The following is a 15,685-nucleotide window of genomic DNA, read 5'->3' on the forward strand; positions in this document are numbered from 1 at the left end:
GCCCGCCGCCTCGCGCGATACGAGACGACGGGCCGCCTGGGGATGGGCGGTCAGGAAACCGGCGTGGCCTTCCCGCGCCGATGCGCGGCCTGCCGCACAGCCATCAACGTGTCGTCGTCGCACAAGGTCTCCCGGTGCACGACGTCGTTGGGGGCCTTGCTGACGCGCATGGCGTCAAGGTCGCGCGGGTGGCACTCGGCCCGAGGAGCCACATACAGGGTGTAGTGGTCCAGGTCGGAGTCATAGCGGTAAGACTCCAGGCGGATCTTCATGTCGTCCTCGAAGATCCAGCCGAGCCCGGTGTCGCGGGCGAGCGCCCACGCCGCCGGCGGCTCCGGCCGGAAGGGCGCGGAGCGGAGCACGGCGATTACTGCCACGGGGTTGTTGGCCGTGTTGGAGCTGTTAGTCAACAGGTTCTCCTCGTTGTGATCGTTGATCACCCAAGGGCGGTGATCACCTCCACCCAGCGTGTCAGCGCGTGAACTCTGGCCGTTAATAGCAAATGATCTTGAATGGTTGCCCATATAGACATCATTAAAGATTGATGCTAATGTTTTGGTGTCAAGGAGGCAGAACGTGAGCACCAGTATGACCATGGATGGGCGGATCGACATCGAACCGTCCATCCCCCTGACCGCCGCCCGCTCCCGCAGCGACCACAACCCGGAGAAGTACCAGGGCTCCCGCGCAGGCGTCCCCGTGGACCTCGTGTTCGACATCGAGGCCAACCCGGTCACCGGCTGGAAGATGATCGTCGGCCTGGTGCCCGCCATGGACTACGGCCGCAAGCTCGGCAGCCCGTACGCCGAGATCCAGGACCTGATGGCCACGTGCGGCGAGGGACGCGAGTTCTCCGGCACGCTGCACATCCGCGACGACGAGGGCGGCACCTCCGAGATCACCGTCGAGGGTGGGCGCGTCGAATGGTCCGACTGGGAATACCCCGACGACCCCGCCGACGAGTAGCCCCGCCCGCCCCAACAACCCCAAACCATTAGTAACTGGAATCAAAGTTCCAGGAACTAATCGCGCGACGATCAACACGCGACCACCGGAAGGAACCACCCCGTGACCCTCAGCGAGATCATCGCCGCCGCGAGCCAACGCCCGCAGCCCCGGCAGAAGCCCTACGCGATCGACCCCTGGGAGTGCGGCTGCACCGAATGCATCATCGGCGAGTACAAGCCCCTCCGGTACGCCACCGACGAAGAGATCGCCAAGATGCTCACCGGCGCCATCGGCAACCACACCAGCATCACCCTCTCCGTCACCGTCGCCATCGCCACCGACATCGGTCCCGACGAGACCCTCAACACCGCCCACGCCTCGTGCGAGGTGATCGTCTCCTGCCACCACAAGTCCTGGACGGTGCCCCCGCACCTCCTCGGCTTCCCCATCCAATAGCCGCACCGGCCGCCGGGCACTTCACCCGGCGGCCCTAACCCCTTCCGGAGCGCACCATGTCATCCAGTGACGGAATCCTCGCCTACGGCTACAACCTCGGCCACAGCGGCATGTGGACCATCCACGAGATCGACGACGACTACGACAACCTCGCCCGCCTCCCCTGGTACAACGAGGACAACGACGACGACCTCGAAGACCAGGCCACGCGCCACCTGCTGAACGCGTCCGGCTTCACCGAGACCTACGCGACCCGCATCGGGGACGACTACTGGACCCGCGAGGGCGAGGCCAAGAAGCGGCTCGGCGTCCACTTCAGCACCTACTGCCACCAAGCCGAACCCATGCTGGTCCTCGCCGCCCACACCATCACCATCGCCCGCGGCTACACCACGATGATCGACCCCGACCGGCTCGCCACCGGCCCCGAGCGCCACGGCTGGGACGCCAAGCTCGCCGCCGCCCTGGCCACCCTCGGCATCACCCCCAAGCAGCCCGCCCCCGGTTGGATCCTTTGCTCGTACGGAGACTGACCGCCCCCAGCCGCCAGGCGCTCCGCCCGGCGGCCCACCCCCTGGAAGGAACGCCTGATGGCCACCACCGGCACCACCCACCTCTACGCGGGCAGCAACCCCGAGCGGCAGCGCATCGGGCGCCCCGGCCACTGCGACGACTGCGCCGAGCGCGGCCATGTCGTCACCCACCCTGACCTCGGCTGTGGAGACGTCGGCTGCGACAAGCGCCACCCCGCCACGATGGTGCTCAAGTTCGACCTCAGCATCGGACTCCACGGCGCGAAGGTGTGGGACACCTACGACACCGGCATCCCCGTCACCGAATGGGACGCCATGACGGACGAGCAGCGCACCGAATACGCCGACCGCGAGTACCGAGACTGGATGCTGGAGCAGTGCGAAGGCGGATGGGAGATCGTCCAGTGACCCGCCGCCGCCTCACCCAGACCCGCCTCGACTTTCTGGCCAAGGCCATCACCGAGCCCGTATGGGTCTACAGCGCCTTCCCCGACACCACCGGCCACGCCCTCAACCCCGGCGACGTGGACGCCCTCGTCGAACTCGGGCTTATCACCCTCGACCTCGGCGTCCCCGGCCAGGGCGGGCACCACGTCACCGTCACCGACGCCGGCTACCTCGCCGTCAAGGCCCACCTCGACGCCCAGGACCAGGCCAAGCACGACACGAACGGCGCCCGGTGACCGACAACCGCAGCCCCGCCCAGGTATGGGACGACACCGTCCGCGCTGTCGAAGCCTTCATGGAGCAGCAGCGCCGCGAGCAGGAGGCGTTCGAGGCGTCCCCTGAGCAGGTCGCCAGACGCGCCGCCATCCGCGAACGCCGCTCCGCCGGTGCGCGCCGCGGCTGGGACAAACGCCGCGCCGCCGCCCAGGCCCGCGAAGAAGAGGAGCGCCGCCTGGACGAGCTGGAGGACGCCGCCCGCGCCAGCGGCCCCCGGTGCGAAGCATGGGACGCCCCCGGCCCGCCCTACCCCGTCGAAGTCCTCTGCTCTCTACCAGCAGGACACACCGGCCGACCCCACGAGAACGTGCTGCACGGACACACCTGGGAGGAAGACGAATGAACGAGGCGGACGGATTCAAGGGCATGGCGCTCACCTCGTGGGGGGCGACCAACTACATCCGGCGCGTCCAGGGCGGCCAGGCCGTGCTGATGGCTACGCACGCCCCCGCAGACTGGGATACCCCGGATGGCTGGGACGAGATCCCCAGGTGCCCGACATGCCGCGACCACCGGGGTAAGCGGCTTGCCTGGCCGTGCTCAACGTATGTGCTCATGCTGCACGGGCTGGGCTACGACACTGGCCCGGCGATCCGGCTGATGACCGCGCTGGGCATCAAGCCGCCGAAGCTACCCGATGTCTGGGAACTGATCCACCAGCAGAAGGAGAGGGGCGCCTGATGGCGACGAAGATCGACGCCACCACACCCACCCTCGACGACCTCCAGCCCGGCCGCCTCGTCTACGTCCCCGCCGGCGCCGCGCTCTCCCGCGAACGCCCGCTCGCCCTCATCATCGGCGAAGCCACCCCGGCCAAAGGGCTCCCCGGAGACGTGTGGCTCGACGGCCAGGTCCTGCGCGCGGACGGCTCCAACCCGTACCGCTACAAGACCGCATGGTTCATCGCCACCATCGACAAACTCCGCATCGCCCCACCCGGCATCCGCCGCTGCGCGGCCGCCCACTGCGCCGCCTCCTACGACTTCATCGCCATGCACGAGGGCGAACCCATCGCCCCCGGCTGGCGCATGCTCCAGCGCGGCATCCTCGGCGGAACCAACCTCTGCCCCCGCCACGCACCCACAGCTACCCCAGACGGCACCACCCGACTCCACGTACCGGAAGCCATGGACAGCGACACCGGCGTCATCACCTGCACCTGCGGAGTCCCCATCCGCCCCCTCCTGGCCCGCAAGAACGCCCCCACAGTCCGAGCAGCCTGCGTACTCGCCTACGGCTTCCACATCGCCGCCCAGACCGCACGGAGACCCTCATGACCACCAACACCGACGCCCCTTTGACCAAAGGCCAGACCCCGCCCCGGGAGTTTCGGGAGGCTAACGCGCGCGCACGCGCGGGGTACTGGTGGGAGGGCTGGGACGGTAGTCCTTCGGAGTATGTGCGCCGGTACTACCGGGTGCCCGCCTTTCGTGGTGATCGGGTGACGGTGTACGGCAAGCCGGGGCGGATCACCGCTTTTCGGGACGCTGGTATCCGGGTGCGGTTCGACGAGGGCCCGGGGTGGAGTGTGCCGTGTCATCCGGTTGACGGCGTGGTGTACGTGGACGGGGATGCCCGCCGGGCGGGCAGGAAGACGAGGAGCGCGCAGTGAGCATCAGGCACCCGTTCGAGTACGCCGACGACGTGGAGCGGGAGCACGCCCGCCGGCTCGCGGCCGCGCGGCAGGCCCTGGCCGCCGAGCACTACGCCGACTATCCCGAGTCCACTGGCCTTTTCCCGTTCTCTGGTGCGCAGGACGCCCTCATGGTGGACGCGGCCTTGTACCTGCGCGCCGGCCGTCGCGCTGGCCTGTTCGCGTTCGACGTCCCCGACGTGGCCGCCACTCCCGGGGGCAGGCTGAAGGCCCTGTTGGGTGATGCGCGCGATGACGGGCAGGACGGCAGCGACGCGGATGGTCTCCTGGAGCGGGAGCTCGCGCGGCTCGGCAGGACGCTGTTCGACAGTATCGACCGGTTGGACGACCACATCGAGAAGCGGGCCCGCGAGGTTGCCGCGCCGGTGATCGCCGCCGCTGAGCGGCGGGCGGCCGCCGCCGAGCAGCGCGCCCGGCAGGCAGAGCAGATCTGCGAGCAGCGGCTGGCGGACGTGGGCCGCGAGCACGTACGGCAGTTGGACGCGGTGGATCGGCAGGTTGGCCGGCTGCTGTGGCTCGCCCAGTACCTGCCCGGTCCGCTGCGGGAGCTCGCCTTGCCGATACCGTCCGTGCTGACCAGGCTCGCCGACAAGCTGCCGGCAGGGTGGAGGGCGATGACCGCCCGGCGTGCCGCCCCCAGCTACGACCCGGCCCAGGATGCGGATCTGCGGCTCCTGGCGGAGGGCATCACCCTCGTTGTCGGCTCCCGGTCGGCTGCCCGCTTCCAGACCAGGATGCGGATCGGCTACGCGAAGGCGATGAAGTTGCTCGAGCGGATGGAGGAGCTCGGCGTCGTCTCCTCCATGGTCGGGCAGAACCGCAAGGTGCTCGTCGAGCCGGCAGCGCTGCCCGAGCTGCTGGCGTCGCTCGGCGTCGCCGTGGACGAGACGAGGACCCGGTGAGCCGCCCGCTGCTGCCCGGTGTCGAGCCGCGCACCCCGGAGGAGAAGGCCGCCCGCGACCGGTACCGGGCGGCGCGTGACGTCTACTACGGGCTGCAACGGCGGCTGGCCGACCGCACATCCCACGATGAGACGGCGTCCCCGTACGACCTGGTCGCGGACGCCCTGTTCTACGCGTTCGCCGACAAGATGTACGAGGCTCTCTCCTCCCCCGACTTCGCCCAAGAGCTGGAGGAGCGCGGCCTACGCGTCGGCCCCGCCCTCGACGAAGGCGTGCCTCCGGCCGCGCCGGAGGAGTGGGCGTTCGACGTGATGGGGTTCGCCGACCCGGACGGAACACCCACCGACCCGCTAGAGCTGATTGACCGGCTGTACGCCGACGCGTGGCGCGCCGGCTGGGAAGCCTGCGCCGCGGCGCTTGCGGCCGGCCAAAGGAGAGGATGACGAATGACCAGCGGACACCACGCCCCGGAAGATCTCGCCGCGATGCTCGCAGACGCGATCGCCCGCATGGACGAGAACGTTGAACAGCAGGCGCAGAAACTGGCGTCCGCGCGGGCGAGCGCCGCACGGGCCCAGCGCGCCCACGACGCGGACCACGCGGTGGCCGGCACTGAAGAGGAATGGATGGCCTACAACAGCGAGATGGCCAGGCGCATCCTCCTGCAGATGGAGGAGCTCGGCGAGCTGTGGCGTCGCCGCTTCATACACGACTGCGCCGGCCCGGAAGACGCGGTCAGGCTCGCCACCATCCCCTCGCCTGAATGGACAGCAACTATCGCTTCGCTTCTGGCAGGCATCGCCAGACTGCGTGTCAAGGGGAAGATGAATCAGGTCCATGTCCGTATCCGCTGACCGGCTGCCCGTCATCGTCGCGTCCGCCAGTGATGAGCTGGTGGACGACGGCGCCATCGTCCGCGTGGACCCGATCCGGAACCCGTACCGGGCGTACCTGGACAACCTGCGCTCGCCTGGGTCGAAGACCGCGATGCGCGGCTGCCTCGACCGGCTCGCCCGCATCATCCGCGGCGCCCCGCTCGACGACCAGGAGGTGACGGGGGAGGACTTCCCGTGGCACGTCCTCCGGTACGAGCACACCACCCGCCTGCGCGCCAAGCTTCTGCAACAGGGCTGGTCCGCCGCCTACATCAACAAGCACCTCGTCGCCCTCCGTCGCGTGCTGAAGGAGTCGTGGAGGCTCGGCCTCGTCTCCCTGGAGGAGTCGCAGCGCGCCGGCGACCTCGAACCCGAACGCACCAGCGTCCAACCTGCCGGGCAGCACCTCCCGCCCGAAGTCGTCGCCGCGCTCCTCGACGCGTGCGACGCCCCGGACAAGCCCGGCGACCCGGCCGGGGTACGGGACAAGGCGATGCTCGCCACCCTCTACCGGGCAGGACTCCGCCGCGACGAGCTCGTCCGCCTCACCCTGGCAGACTGGGACCCCACCGAGCACGAGCTCCGCGTCCTCGGCAAGGGCAACAAGGAACGCGACACCTACGTCCCGGCCGACGTCGCCGACCTGATCGCCGCGTGGATCAGCGTCCGCGGCCGCACCCCCGGCGCCCTGTTCCCCTCCGTATGGAAGGGCGGACGGCTGCGCACCGACCACACCGGCCGGCCCGCCCACATGACCGGGCAAGCCCTGCGCAAGATGCTGATCAAACGCATCGCCCAGGCCGCCCACAACGAGCCCACCATCGCCGGGAAGAAGATCGCCCCACACGACTTCCGTCGCACGTTCATCGGCGACCTCCTCGACGAGGGCGTGGACCTGGCCACTGCCCAGGCCCTGGCCGGGCACGCCTCCCCCACCACGACCGCCCGCTACGACCGCAGGCCGAAAGCCACCCGCCGCGCCGCCGTCCAGCGGCTACGCCTACCCGGCCAGGCCCAGCCAGGCGCTGACAGCAATGGCAACCCCAGCCTGTGACGTCGCAGCGCACCCTCGCCGACCACCCGTTCACGGCTCATCCTCGGAGGGCACCACCGAGTCAAACGAGGCGTTGCTGGTGGAGGTCGCCTTGCTGAAGAAAGCGTTGCCGGTGATGGTCGCCCCGCCGAAGTGGGTTTCGCCGGTGACGATCGTCCCGCGGAAGAAGGCGTCGCCGGTGAAGGTCGCCCCGGCGAAGAGGGCATCGCGGGTGAAGGTCGCCTTGCCGAAGAAGGCGTTGCGGGTGAAGGCCGCCCCGCCGAAGAAGGCGTTGCGGGTGAAGGCCGCCCCGCCGAAGAAGGCTTCGCCGGTGAAGGTCGCCCCGCCGAAGAGGGCTTCGCCGGTGAAGGTCGCCCCGCCGAAGAGGGCTTCGCCGGTGAAGGTCGCCTCATCGAAGAGGGCTTCGCCGGTGAAGGTGGCCCCGCTGAAGTAGGCGTCGTTGGTGAAGGTCGCCCCGCGGAAGTCGGCGTCGCCGGCAAAGGTCGCCCCGCGGAAGTAGGCGTCGCCGGCAAAGGCCGCCCCGCTGAAGTCGGCGCGGTCGATGCGGCAGCCTCTGAAATCCAGCTTGAGAAGGGTGGCGCCGCTGAGGTCCACGCGAATCCCCGGCCAGAACCGCGGGTTCGCCGGTTCACCGCGCCGCCACCGGCGCCGCTCGGAAGACGGCGGGATGTAGCGCAGATGGTCGGCCAGAATCCGCTGAGCCGTCAACCGGACCTGTTTCTCCTCGCGGGGGTCTCGCCCGTCAGCCGCGCTACCCGAAGGCGTTCCTCCTCGCGTGCGGGCGGCGCGCTGCGCGGCGCGGATCTTCTCCTGCCGTTCTCCGGCATCATCGCGGGGAGGCGTGTACGGCATCCGCACGTAGGAGCAGATCACGTCCACGACCGTCTGCCGCAGCTCGGGGGTGTTCTGCGCCAGCCGCTCCAGCGCGTACAGCCCGCCCAGCCGTACTGGGGCCTGCGCGTTGCCGAGCTGCTCGACCGCTTTCGTGTACAGCTCGGTGACGCGCCGCTCGGCCGCGTCATGCTCGGTGCTGGCCGCGACGATCTCCAGATGCCGCTGCCGGCGGAACGTCAGCATGAGCGTGATCGCCGCGCCAACCCCGCCCACGATCAGCAGCACCGTGCGGACCACCTCGACATTCGCGGCTGCCGTCGCCTTGTTGGACAGCAGCCACCAGATCGCGGATCCTGCCGCGGCGATAACGAGCACCGCGGTGGGCGGGATCCACCAGGGGACCGGCCTGGCGGGAACTTTCGGGCGGGCGGGCACGGGGTGCGCATCTGCCGCCGGTTCGGGAGCGCGCGGCGTGACGCCGGCGGACTGCCTGAGCCGGGGATTCCACGACGGCAACTTCATGTTGTGATCCAAGCTCGGGAGGCTTGCAGAACGGTTGCCGCGCCGCCTCGGTTCGGCTACCCGCCCGCACGCCCAGCCGTCCAGCGGCTACGCTTGCCAACCGGGCCCAACCCCAGCCAGGAGCAGACCAGTGAGCTACCGCGACCACTACACCGTGAAGGCCGCCGAGCGGCTCGCCGCCGCGCTCGACCTCGACATGGACGCCGTCCGCCAGCGCACCAGCGAACTGGAGAACGCGCTCGGCGCCCTCGACAGCGAGCCCGGCACTTGGCAGACCGGCGAACTGCTGTTGCTCGCCCTGGACGGCCTGCTCACCGACCGCGTAACCTCCAGCGGCCCCGACGCAAGGACACGATGATGGGCGGCTGCCTCGAACCCACCCCGCAGATGGGCCCCTTCGCCGTCGAAGTACGCCGCGAGTCGTTCTACCTCGGCTGCCACCGCGACCACCTCGCCATCGCCCCAGACCGCGAATGGAGCATCCCCCTCGACCAGGTGCCCGCCCTGTTCGCCGCGTTCGCCCAGGTACGCGCCCACCCCTCCTACAACGCGGCGCTGCCCGGCGCAGGCGACACGCCCTGGTATCAGGTCGAACGACGCGAGGGGCGCGTCCACGTGCTCGGCCTCGGCCACGCCTACCTCGGCGACACCTCCACCCGCGACTGGCCCTACAAGACCGTCGAGGTGAAGTACCGGCACATGCAGCTCCTCCAGGACGAGATCACCCACATCACCGCGGGAACCTCCGCGTGAAGGAGATACGGGAGCGGCGCCGCTTCGCCGCCGGCATGCGACGACACATGGGCGCACATACTGGACATCCGGGCGCGATCCCGCCAAGATCGCACAATGGTTGACACACCACACAGGTGGGCAACCACCATCTTCGTCCCGGTCACCGGGGAGCAGGCCCGCGCCATCGTCCCCGGGCAGAAGTTCACCATCACGGAACCCACCCGAGCCCACGCGCCGCTGGACCAGGTGTATTGCATCGCGCACGGCGGGAGCCCCGGCAACAACCCGTGCCCGTTCCCGCCCGCCTGATCGGAGACAGACACTAACCGGAGCCACCTCGTACGGTCCTCTCCCCACTATGGAGAGGACCGTTTCTCATGCTCCGCCTGTTCCGCAGAAAACCAGCCCCCACGCTGGACATCTGGCCGCCGCTGCCGCCCCCGGTCCGCACGATCCCCTGGCACGTGATCGTCCGCCGGTACTCGCCGACATCCCGCCGCACCCTCCGCCGTATCCTCCTCGCCGCCAAGGCGCGCGGCATCACCGTCAAGGTGCGGCACGACGGCGGGCACCTGTTCCGGCTCCACCTGCTCACCCTCACCGGCACGCCGGCCGCGCTGGCGAGCTTCCGCAAGCTCATGGACCGCATGCACCCGCTGCTCGGCCCGTGGTGGGCGCGGTGACCGGCATCATCTTCGGCGGCCGCGTACGCGCCATGGTCGCCCCGGCGGGCACCCGCCTGGACGACCCGGACGGCGACTGGCGCGACCTCGGCATCCTCGGCGACGGCATCGGCTTCGCGTCCGGCGGCGTGGTCGAGGCCGCACCGCGGGAGTCGTGGAAGCTGCCCGGCGACGTCACCTTCACCATCCCGTTCCAGGTGATCCGCTGCTCCTGGAACGCCCACCGCTGGATGTACGGGCGGCCGCACCCCGGGCAGCGGCGCGCCAAGACCCGCTACCAGGCGCGGGCCCGCCGCCGGACACGAAGGGGACGCCGATGAGCCGCCTCTACGACGAGCTCGGCAGCCGCGACCCCGGCACAGCCACGCCGAGCTTCGACGTGCAGCAGGCCCGCGACATGGTGACGTGGCTGACCAACCACCTGCTCGACAACAAGACCATCGCCGAGCGCGCCGGCGGGGACACCGCAGTCTGGCACCTGGACGAGACGGCCAGCAGCCAGTTCGTCAACCTCGTGCGTCGCCACCCGCAGTCCAGCATCGACCACGTCGTCACCTGGGGGACGACCGGCGCCATCTCCTACCCGGACGCCACCCACGCCACCCGGCACGACCCGCGGCACGAGCTCGCCGTCAACGCCTTCCACCTGAGCCCTGGCCAGCCTGCACAGCACCGTCGAACGCGTTCCCCACCCCGGTGAAGGACAGCCCGAGTCTCACCTGCGCGGCGGCTCCCGGGCGGGCGCGGCCGCCGCCACGGGAGACGCCGGCATCGACAGAACTGCCGCTCCGGCCCCGGAGGCTGTGACAGAGCGGGGCGAAGGTGCGGAAAATGTCGGGGCGAGCACCTACTCTGCGTGAAGCTCTTGGGGTGCGCTGCTGCGTGGAGCGGCGCACCCCCACGAGCGCAGTGACAGCGCTTAGTCAACCGCAGTTGTGCGACCCGTTAAAGATCACCTACCCTGTGTCACTCCGCCCCTGCAAGCCCTCAGCACGGAAGGACCCCACCGCTCGTGCCCGGCAAGCAACACACCGAATGGGCCGTCAGCTACACCCACCAGGTCGCCGACAACATCCGGCACTACCGATCACGCCGCCGCCTCAGCGTGCAGAAACTCGCCGACCGCTGCACCGCGATGGGCTACCCCATCGACCGGACCAGCCTGACCAACCTCGAACTCGGACGGCGGAACCTCCTCAGCGTCCCCGAACTCCTTGTCGTCGCCCGCGCCCTCCAGGTACCGCCCCTCACCCTGCTCACGCCGCCCACCAGCGATGAGCGGGTAGAGATCCTGCCCGGCGTCGAAACCGACCCGCAGGAGGCTTTCGCCTGGCTCGACGGCACCGCGCCCCTCCCCGGCGACCCCGACGACGACGGTGCCGGACCACGCGCCGCGCTCCGGCTCTTACGAGAGCACCAGAAGCTGCTCGCCGACTGGACCGCCCGCACCCGCGCGGCCGCCGCCGCCCAGGCCCGCGCCGAAGACGACGCCGAACAACACCGGGACGCGTGGAAGACCGCCGCCCACGGCCACACCGAGCGCGCCGGCCACGCCGAGCAACTCCTCGCCCAGCTCCGCGACACCATGCGCGCCCGCGACATCACTCTGCCGCCGCTGCCGCCCGAACTGATCCACCTCGACCATCGGCCCGACGGCTGACCAAGGACGGCATCGCCCATCCCTCGGCTCGCCGACGCACCAGGCGTATCGTCGATCCATGGGACGCTCGACCGGCCAGGCGGCATGATGAGCCGCTACCTCGCAGGGCCTGACGGGCTGCGTGTCGTACCCGTCCAGCTCTCACCGCACAACGAGCACTGGCTGCTCGCGCGCCTGCGGGAGACGAAGGCGATGCCCGGCGAGGTGTGGTACCGCGTCACCAGGAACGGGCAGGCGATCGGCTTCCCCGGCTACTACCAGTTGCACGAGCTCCAGGACATCGTGAACCTGGCCGACCTGCACGAGGTCGAAGAAGGCCACGGCGAGGAGACCGCGTAACCCACGCTCCAGCCTGGGCCAGCCCGGCGTTGCCTCTCATCGTCCGCGCCTGGCATGCTCGCGATCATGATGACACGAAGCGACACCGGCGGTTGGGCCCCTGGAAGTGACACCGGCGGCTGGCTGCCCCACAGCGTCGGCGGCGGCTTCCGCGACTCAACGGGCGGCATGCGGCACATGGGCGGCTGGTAACTTCCTTCGCCCGAGAGCGACCGGGGCCCGAACCGAAGCGCTTCGGTTCGGGCCCCGCAGTTAGGGATGGCGGCCGAACCAGCCAAGCAGCCCCCACAACGTTGCACCTCCAGCAGCAAGACCTGTGAGGAGCGCGGCGGGCCACGTTGAGCCGTCCGCGAGCATGAGGCCAGTGGCGATGCTGATGGTGCAGATAGCCGCGATGACGATCAGCATGACGCGTTCGGGGGACATACGTCGAGTTCCACCTATCTTTAAACGGGCAGGACGCAAATCCAGGCATGGGTCACCCGACCCATCCGGCTGGACATTGCTTCCGTGGCGGCTTCTACAAGCCCCGCTCCTCTCTGTCCCTGCCCGTTTCTTGGTGGACGCGCTTATGTTACGGCCGAGGATGGGGGGTGCGCCAGCTATAACGGGTCTTTCAGCGTGGGATCCCCGAACGGGGACGCAAACGACTGGCCATCGCCACCATGCCGCCATGGCCGCAGCCACCTTCCACATGCTGATTGAGCAGGGCATCGACTACGACTACGTCCTCACCGTGCGCTCCCAAGCCGATGGGCGGCCGCCACTCGACCTGACCGGCTGCACCGTCCGCGCCCACGTGCGCGCCCACCACGGCGCCGACGCGCCCCTCCTGTACGACCTGGCCACCGGCGGCGGGCTCGCCATCACCGACGCGGCCGCGGGCACGGTGACACTGCACATCCCCGGCGCCACGTCCGCCGCCTGGACGTGGCGGGTCGGCGTATACGACCTGGAGCTCGTGGACGCTGGCGGCCGCCCCCTCCGCCTCCTCCAGGGCGCCGTCCGCGTGACCGGCGAGGTGACCCGATGACCCAGCAGCCCGGCGTGGAGCTCGTCGTCCAGCAGACCGCCGGACCGTCCCTCACGGTGGAGCAGGATGGCGGCATCTCCCTGACGATCGAGCAGCACCACCAGGTGGTGGAGCTCGACCTGGCCGTCCCCGGCATCCAGGGGCCGCCCGGCGCGCGCGGCGAGCAGGGCCCGGCCGGACCGGAGGGCGGAGCCTTCCAGCGCGACATCGTGTTCGCCGCGCCCGCCCTGGTGTGGGAGGTCGAGCACGGCCAGTCCCGCCAGCCGAACGCCACCTGCTTCTCCCCGGACGGGGAGCGAATCGAGGGCGACCCGTCCTACCCCACCGAGACGACCGTCCGCATCACCTGGGCCGTGCCCATGTCGGGCACGCTCCGCCTCACCTGACCTCGGGGGAACCGTCATGCCGAACTGGTACAGCCAGCACAAGTACAACCAGATCCCGCCCGTGGGCTTCGTCATGCCGACGTCGTCCACCGAGCCGGCCGCGCCGGTGACGTTCGAGCTGTGGGCCTCACCAGCGACCGGGAAAGCCTCCTGGCGTACCCCGGGCGGCGCGTGGATGGCGCTCGACGACGTCGCGGACGGGACGATCACCAACGCCAAGGTCGCTGCCAACGCCGGGATCGCCCTGACGAAGCTCGCGACCAACCCGCTCGACAGGGCGCAGCACACCGGCACCCAGCCCGCGAGCACCATCTCGGACTTCGTCGCGCAGGTGCGCGCGAATCGGCTCGACCAGCTCACCGCGCCCGGGGCGGACATCCCGCTCGCCGGGTACAAGCTGACCAACCTCGGCGCGCCCGTCAACGCCAACGACGCCGCCCGGCTCGCCGACGTGCAAGCCGCGGCCGCCGGCATCTCCGTGAAGCCCGCCGTCCGCGTGGCCACCACCGCCAACATCACCCTCTCCGGGCTCCAGACGATCGACGGCGTCAGCGTGCAGGCCGGCGACCGGGTGCTCGTCAAGAACCAGACCACCGCCACCCAGAACGGCCTCTACACCGCGGCGTCCGGAGCGTGGGCGCGAACCGCGGACGCTCTCAACCCCAACACGTTCGTGTTCGTCAGCGAGGGCACCACCCTCGCCGAGACCGGCTGGGCCATCTCCACCAACGGGCCCATCACCCCCGGCACCACGAGCATCGCCTGGGCCCAGTTCGCTGGCGGCGGAGGCGGCGGCGGCGCCGGCGCGGGCCTCATCCAGAACGGCGGCAACATCGACGTCACCGCCGCGGACGGGTCGATCGTCGTCAACCCTGACTCCATCACCGTGGGCCTGGTGCCCATCGCCAAAGGCGGCACCGGCGCCACCACCGCGGCGGCGGCGCGGGCCGCGCTCGGCGTCGGCGGCACCTACTCGGCGGACCTGCCCGCCCTGACGGCCGGCGTGTGGACGAACATCACGCACAGCCTCGGCACGGAGGACATCGTCGAACCCACCTTCAAGGACGTCGCGACGAAGGAGTACGTGCGCCTCGACTCCCGCACCGTGGACGCCAACACGGTCGCCGTCCGCTCCGACATCGCCGTGTCGGCCGGCGCGCTGCGGATCACGGTGAAGTCCTGATGCGTCACCTCAGCCTGCCGCGCCTGCCCATCCTGGCCAGCCCGCCCGCCGCCCCGCCCGCAGGGCAGGCGCTCGTCTACCCCGCCACGGATGGCAGCCTACGCGCCCGCACCCAGGCCGGGGAAGGCCGGTTCCCGGCTGCCGCCCGCGCCACGCTGACGGCCGACCACAACTACACGAACGTGGGCTTCTGGGAGCCGCTGCCCTTGTCGCTCCAGGTGGAGCCCGGCCTGTACGAGCTGAGCATGTACGTCACCCTCGACGCCGACCGCAGCAACCCGACCGACTTCAGGTTCATCACTCCAACTGCCGCGTTCGGCTCCATGGACCTCCTGTCCATTCAGGACGGGCAGGCGTACCAGGGTCATTGGCCGATCTTCTGGGGCGAAGAGATCTTCGGCGACCCCCGTTTCGGGGCGGCGACCATGAGCGTGACTGGGCCGCTGCTCGTGCACGAGCCTGGCACCATCAGGCTCGACGCTGGCCAGGGCTCCCACTTCCAGCGCGCCGACTACGACTTCGAGTGGGAAGCTTGGGATACCTCAGGCGTAGACCAGGAGCCCAGCACGGACTTCGCGCACGGCGGCGACTACTCTGGCAAGCTCACCGCACAGGACAGCGAGTCACGCGCAGTCCTGTTCGACTGGTTCACCACCACGGCAGGAACAGGGTGGCGATTCGGCGCCTGGCTGTACTCGCCTGCTGGCCACCCTCAGGCCGGAGTCTCCATCGCCTGGTACGACGCGGACGGCAACCAGATCAGCGAACTCGTGGACGAGCGGCCGCTACCAGCCGGAGTTTGGACGCTCTACCAGATCGAGGGCGGCGCGCCCGCTGGGGCCGTCCAGCTCTACGCCCAGGCTGGCATGGAGGTGGCTGAGGGCCACACGACGGGCAGCGTCGTCTACATCGACGACGTCGAGCTGCGTACAACGACCGGGTGGATGAACATCTACGCCGGCTCCTACATCCAGGTCACCCCCAAGTGACGTTCCTGACCAGCGCCGTGTAGGTGTTTCCCCAGCTCATCGCGTGTGTTCTGGATGGTGTACGGAGCGTCAACAACAGGCTGGCAACAACCTCGACCACCTGGCGCACGACGCCCCAACAGCCCCATGGGACGGAATAGGCTCGTGCGGTAAGTCTGCCGGGGCGAGCGTTAAGG

General features: G+C 69.9%; 29 protein-coding genes. 26 read left to right on the top strand and 3 right to left on the bottom strand.

The features are described 5' to 3' along the window. Positions 1 to 50: 50 nt before the first annotated feature. Positions 51 to 410: a hypothetical protein gene (locus tag AB0I79_RS17665; RefSeq protein WP_357873653.1), complete on the bottom strand. Its 360-nt coding sequence runs from the start codon at positions 408 to 410 to the stop codon at positions 51 to 53. A 166-nt stretch (positions 411 to 576) separates the two neighbouring features. Here AB0I79_RS17665 and AB0I79_RS17670 point away from each other — a divergent pair, with 166 nt between their 5' ends. The 13 genes from AB0I79_RS17670 to AB0I79_RS17730 all read left to right on the top strand — a co-directional run bounded on the left by AB0I79_RS17670 (position 577) and on the right by AB0I79_RS17730 (position 7,145). Further along, positions 577 to 966, top strand: coding sequence for a hypothetical protein (locus AB0I79_RS17670; protein WP_357873656.1), 390 nt, complete (start codon positions 577 to 579; stop codon positions 964 to 966). 102 nt (positions 967 to 1,068) lie between these two features. Continuing rightward, positions 1,069 to 1,404, top strand: coding sequence for a hypothetical protein (locus tag AB0I79_RS17675; RefSeq protein ID WP_357873659.1), 336 nt, complete (start codon positions 1,069 to 1,071; stop codon positions 1,402 to 1,404). 56 nt (positions 1,405 to 1,460) lie between these two features. Next, positions 1,461 to 1,937, top strand: a complete 477-nt coding sequence (locus tag AB0I79_RS17680) for a hypothetical protein (RefSeq protein ID WP_357873662.1) — start codon at positions 1,461 to 1,463, stop codon at positions 1,935 to 1,937. Positions 1,938 to 1,994: 57 nt separating this feature from the next. Next, the gene (locus AB0I79_RS17685) at positions 1,995 to 2,345 is read left to right on the top strand and encodes a hypothetical protein (protein WP_357873666.1); all 351 of its coding nucleotides are present in this window, start codon (positions 1,995 to 1,997) and stop codon (positions 2,343 to 2,345) included. Next, the gene (locus tag AB0I79_RS17690) at positions 2,342 to 2,620 is read left to right on the top strand and encodes a hypothetical protein (RefSeq protein ID WP_357873669.1); all 279 of its coding nucleotides are present in this window, start codon (positions 2,342 to 2,344) and stop codon (positions 2,618 to 2,620) included. Before AB0I79_RS17685 ends, AB0I79_RS17690 begins: the two co-directional genes overlap by 4 nt. Next, the gene (locus tag AB0I79_RS17695; RefSeq protein WP_357873672.1) at positions 2,617 to 3,003 is read left to right on the top strand and encodes a hypothetical protein; all 387 of its coding nucleotides are present in this window, start codon (positions 2,617 to 2,619) and stop codon (positions 3,001 to 3,003) included. Before AB0I79_RS17690 ends, AB0I79_RS17695 begins: the two co-directional genes overlap by 4 nt. Further along, positions 3,000 to 3,341 (top strand): hypothetical protein, encoded by a 342-nt coding sequence (locus AB0I79_RS17700; RefSeq protein ID WP_357873674.1) that lies wholly within the window; start codon positions 3,000 to 3,002, stop codon positions 3,339 to 3,341. The genes AB0I79_RS17695 and AB0I79_RS17700 overlap by 4 nt, the downstream gene beginning before the upstream one ends. Further along, the gene (locus AB0I79_RS17705; RefSeq protein ID WP_357873677.1) at positions 3,341 to 3,937 is read left to right on the top strand and encodes a hypothetical protein; all 597 of its coding nucleotides are present in this window, start codon (positions 3,341 to 3,343) and stop codon (positions 3,935 to 3,937) included. Before AB0I79_RS17700 ends, AB0I79_RS17705 begins: the two co-directional genes overlap by 1 nt. Then, the gene (locus AB0I79_RS17710; protein WP_357873679.1) at positions 3,934 to 4,272 is read left to right on the top strand and encodes a hypothetical protein; all 339 of its coding nucleotides are present in this window, start codon (positions 3,934 to 3,936) and stop codon (positions 4,270 to 4,272) included. The genes AB0I79_RS17705 and AB0I79_RS17710 overlap by 4 nt, the downstream gene beginning before the upstream one ends. After that, positions 4,269 to 5,216, top strand: coding sequence for a DNA translocase FtsK (locus AB0I79_RS17715; RefSeq protein ID WP_357873682.1), 948 nt, complete (start codon positions 4,269 to 4,271; stop codon positions 5,214 to 5,216). Before AB0I79_RS17710 ends, AB0I79_RS17715 begins: the two co-directional genes overlap by 4 nt. After that, positions 5,213 to 5,659, top strand: a complete 447-nt coding sequence (locus AB0I79_RS17720; RefSeq protein WP_357873685.1) for a hypothetical protein — start codon at positions 5,213 to 5,215, stop codon at positions 5,657 to 5,659. The genes AB0I79_RS17715 and AB0I79_RS17720 overlap by 4 nt, the downstream gene beginning before the upstream one ends. A gap of 3 nt (positions 5,660 to 5,662) precedes the next feature. Then, positions 5,663 to 6,070 carry a hypothetical protein gene (locus AB0I79_RS17725; RefSeq protein ID WP_357873688.1) on the top strand — a complete coding sequence of 136 codons (408 nt, stop codon included), beginning with the start codon at positions 5,663 to 5,665 and terminating at the stop codon, positions 6,068 to 6,070. Continuing rightward, positions 6,054 to 7,145, top strand: a complete 1,092-nt coding sequence (locus AB0I79_RS17730; protein ID WP_357873691.1) for a tyrosine-type recombinase/integrase — start codon at positions 6,054 to 6,056, stop codon at positions 7,143 to 7,145. The genes AB0I79_RS17725 and AB0I79_RS17730 overlap by 17 nt, the downstream gene beginning before the upstream one ends. Positions 7,146 to 7,175: 30 nt before the next feature. On the opposite strand, the gene AB0I79_RS17735 is transcribed toward AB0I79_RS17730, so the two are convergent. After that, complete coding sequence (locus AB0I79_RS17735) at positions 7,176 to 8,513, bottom strand: pentapeptide repeat-containing protein (protein ID WP_357873693.1); 1,338 nt, start codon at positions 8,511 to 8,513, stop codon at positions 7,176 to 7,178. 118 nt (positions 8,514 to 8,631) lie between these two features. Here AB0I79_RS17735 and AB0I79_RS17740 point away from each other — a divergent pair, with 118 nt between their 5' ends. From AB0I79_RS17740 to AB0I79_RS17780, 9 genes are all read left to right on the top strand, one after another. Next, complete coding sequence (locus AB0I79_RS17740) at positions 8,632 to 8,859, top strand: hypothetical protein (protein ID WP_357873696.1); 228 nt, start codon at positions 8,632 to 8,634, stop codon at positions 8,857 to 8,859. Beyond that, positions 8,856 to 9,254 carry a hypothetical protein gene (locus AB0I79_RS17745; protein ID WP_357873699.1) on the top strand — a complete coding sequence of 133 codons (399 nt, stop codon included), beginning with the start codon at positions 8,856 to 8,858 and terminating at the stop codon, positions 9,252 to 9,254. The genes AB0I79_RS17740 and AB0I79_RS17745 overlap by 4 nt, the downstream gene beginning before the upstream one ends. A 96-nt stretch (positions 9,255 to 9,350) precedes the next feature. Beyond that, entirely contained in the window at positions 9,351 to 9,545 is a 195-nt protein-coding gene (locus AB0I79_RS17750; protein WP_357873702.1) for a hypothetical protein, read from the top strand. Between the two features lie 68 nt (positions 9,546 to 9,613). Continuing rightward, on the top strand, positions 9,614 to 9,919 hold the full coding sequence (locus tag AB0I79_RS17755; RefSeq protein WP_357873705.1) for a hypothetical protein: 306 nt from the start codon (positions 9,614 to 9,616) through the stop codon (positions 9,917 to 9,919). Continuing rightward, positions 9,916 to 10,239, top strand: a complete 324-nt coding sequence (locus AB0I79_RS17760; protein ID WP_357873708.1) for a hypothetical protein — start codon at positions 9,916 to 9,918, stop codon at positions 10,237 to 10,239. The genes AB0I79_RS17755 and AB0I79_RS17760 overlap by 4 nt, the downstream gene beginning before the upstream one ends. Continuing rightward, positions 10,236 to 10,619, top strand: coding sequence for a hypothetical protein (locus tag AB0I79_RS17765; RefSeq protein ID WP_357873711.1), 384 nt, complete (start codon positions 10,236 to 10,238; stop codon positions 10,617 to 10,619). Before AB0I79_RS17760 ends, AB0I79_RS17765 begins: the two co-directional genes overlap by 4 nt. A 312-nt stretch (positions 10,620 to 10,931) precedes the next feature. Then, positions 10,932 to 11,579 (top strand): helix-turn-helix transcriptional regulator, encoded by a 648-nt coding sequence (locus tag AB0I79_RS17770; RefSeq protein WP_357873714.1) that lies wholly within the window; start codon positions 10,932 to 10,934, stop codon positions 11,577 to 11,579. A gap of 87 nt (positions 11,580 to 11,666) precedes the next feature. Beyond that, entirely contained in the window at positions 11,667 to 11,918 is a 252-nt protein-coding gene (locus AB0I79_RS17775; protein ID WP_357873717.1) for a hypothetical protein, read from the top strand. A gap of 66 nt (positions 11,919 to 11,984) precedes the next feature. Then, on the top strand, positions 11,985 to 12,110 hold the full coding sequence (locus tag AB0I79_RS17780) for a hypothetical protein (protein ID WP_357873720.1): 126 nt from the start codon (positions 11,985 to 11,987) through the stop codon (positions 12,108 to 12,110). Between the two features lie 60 nt (positions 12,111 to 12,170). On the opposite strand, the gene AB0I79_RS17785 is transcribed toward AB0I79_RS17780, so the two are convergent. Beyond that, a complete protein-coding gene (locus AB0I79_RS17785) occupies positions 12,171 to 12,326 on the bottom strand; it encodes a hypothetical protein (protein ID WP_357873723.1) in 156 nt (51 codons plus the stop codon). A 265-nt stretch (positions 12,327 to 12,591) separates the two neighbouring features. On the opposite strand from AB0I79_RS17785, the gene AB0I79_RS17790 reads away from it, so the two are divergent. The 4 genes from AB0I79_RS17790 to AB0I79_RS17805 are packed head-to-tail and all read left to right on the top strand — an operon-like array spanning position 12,592 to position 15,509. Then, the gene (locus AB0I79_RS17790; protein WP_357873726.1) at positions 12,592 to 12,951 is read left to right on the top strand and encodes a hypothetical protein; all 360 of its coding nucleotides are present in this window, start codon (positions 12,592 to 12,594) and stop codon (positions 12,949 to 12,951) included. Beyond that, a complete protein-coding gene (locus tag AB0I79_RS17795; RefSeq protein WP_357873729.1) occupies positions 12,948 to 13,337 on the top strand; it encodes a hypothetical protein in 390 nt (129 codons plus the stop codon). Before AB0I79_RS17790 ends, AB0I79_RS17795 begins: the two co-directional genes overlap by 4 nt. Positions 13,338 to 13,353: 16 nt before the next feature. Next, positions 13,354 to 14,520 (top strand): hypothetical protein, encoded by a 1,167-nt coding sequence (locus tag AB0I79_RS17800; RefSeq protein ID WP_357873732.1) that lies wholly within the window; start codon positions 13,354 to 13,356, stop codon positions 14,518 to 14,520. Further along, the gene (locus AB0I79_RS17805) at positions 14,520 to 15,509 is read left to right on the top strand and encodes a hypothetical protein (RefSeq protein WP_357873735.1); all 990 of its coding nucleotides are present in this window, start codon (positions 14,520 to 14,522) and stop codon (positions 15,507 to 15,509) included. The genes AB0I79_RS17800 and AB0I79_RS17805 overlap by 1 nt, the downstream gene beginning before the upstream one ends. The last annotated feature ends 176 nt before the right edge of the window (positions 15,510 to 15,685 follow it).

The sequence above is a fragment of the Nonomuraea sp. NPDC050202 genome (genome assembly GCF_040656115.1).
Lineage (GTDB): Bacteria > Actinomycetota > Actinomycetes > Streptosporangiales > Streptosporangiaceae > Nonomuraea.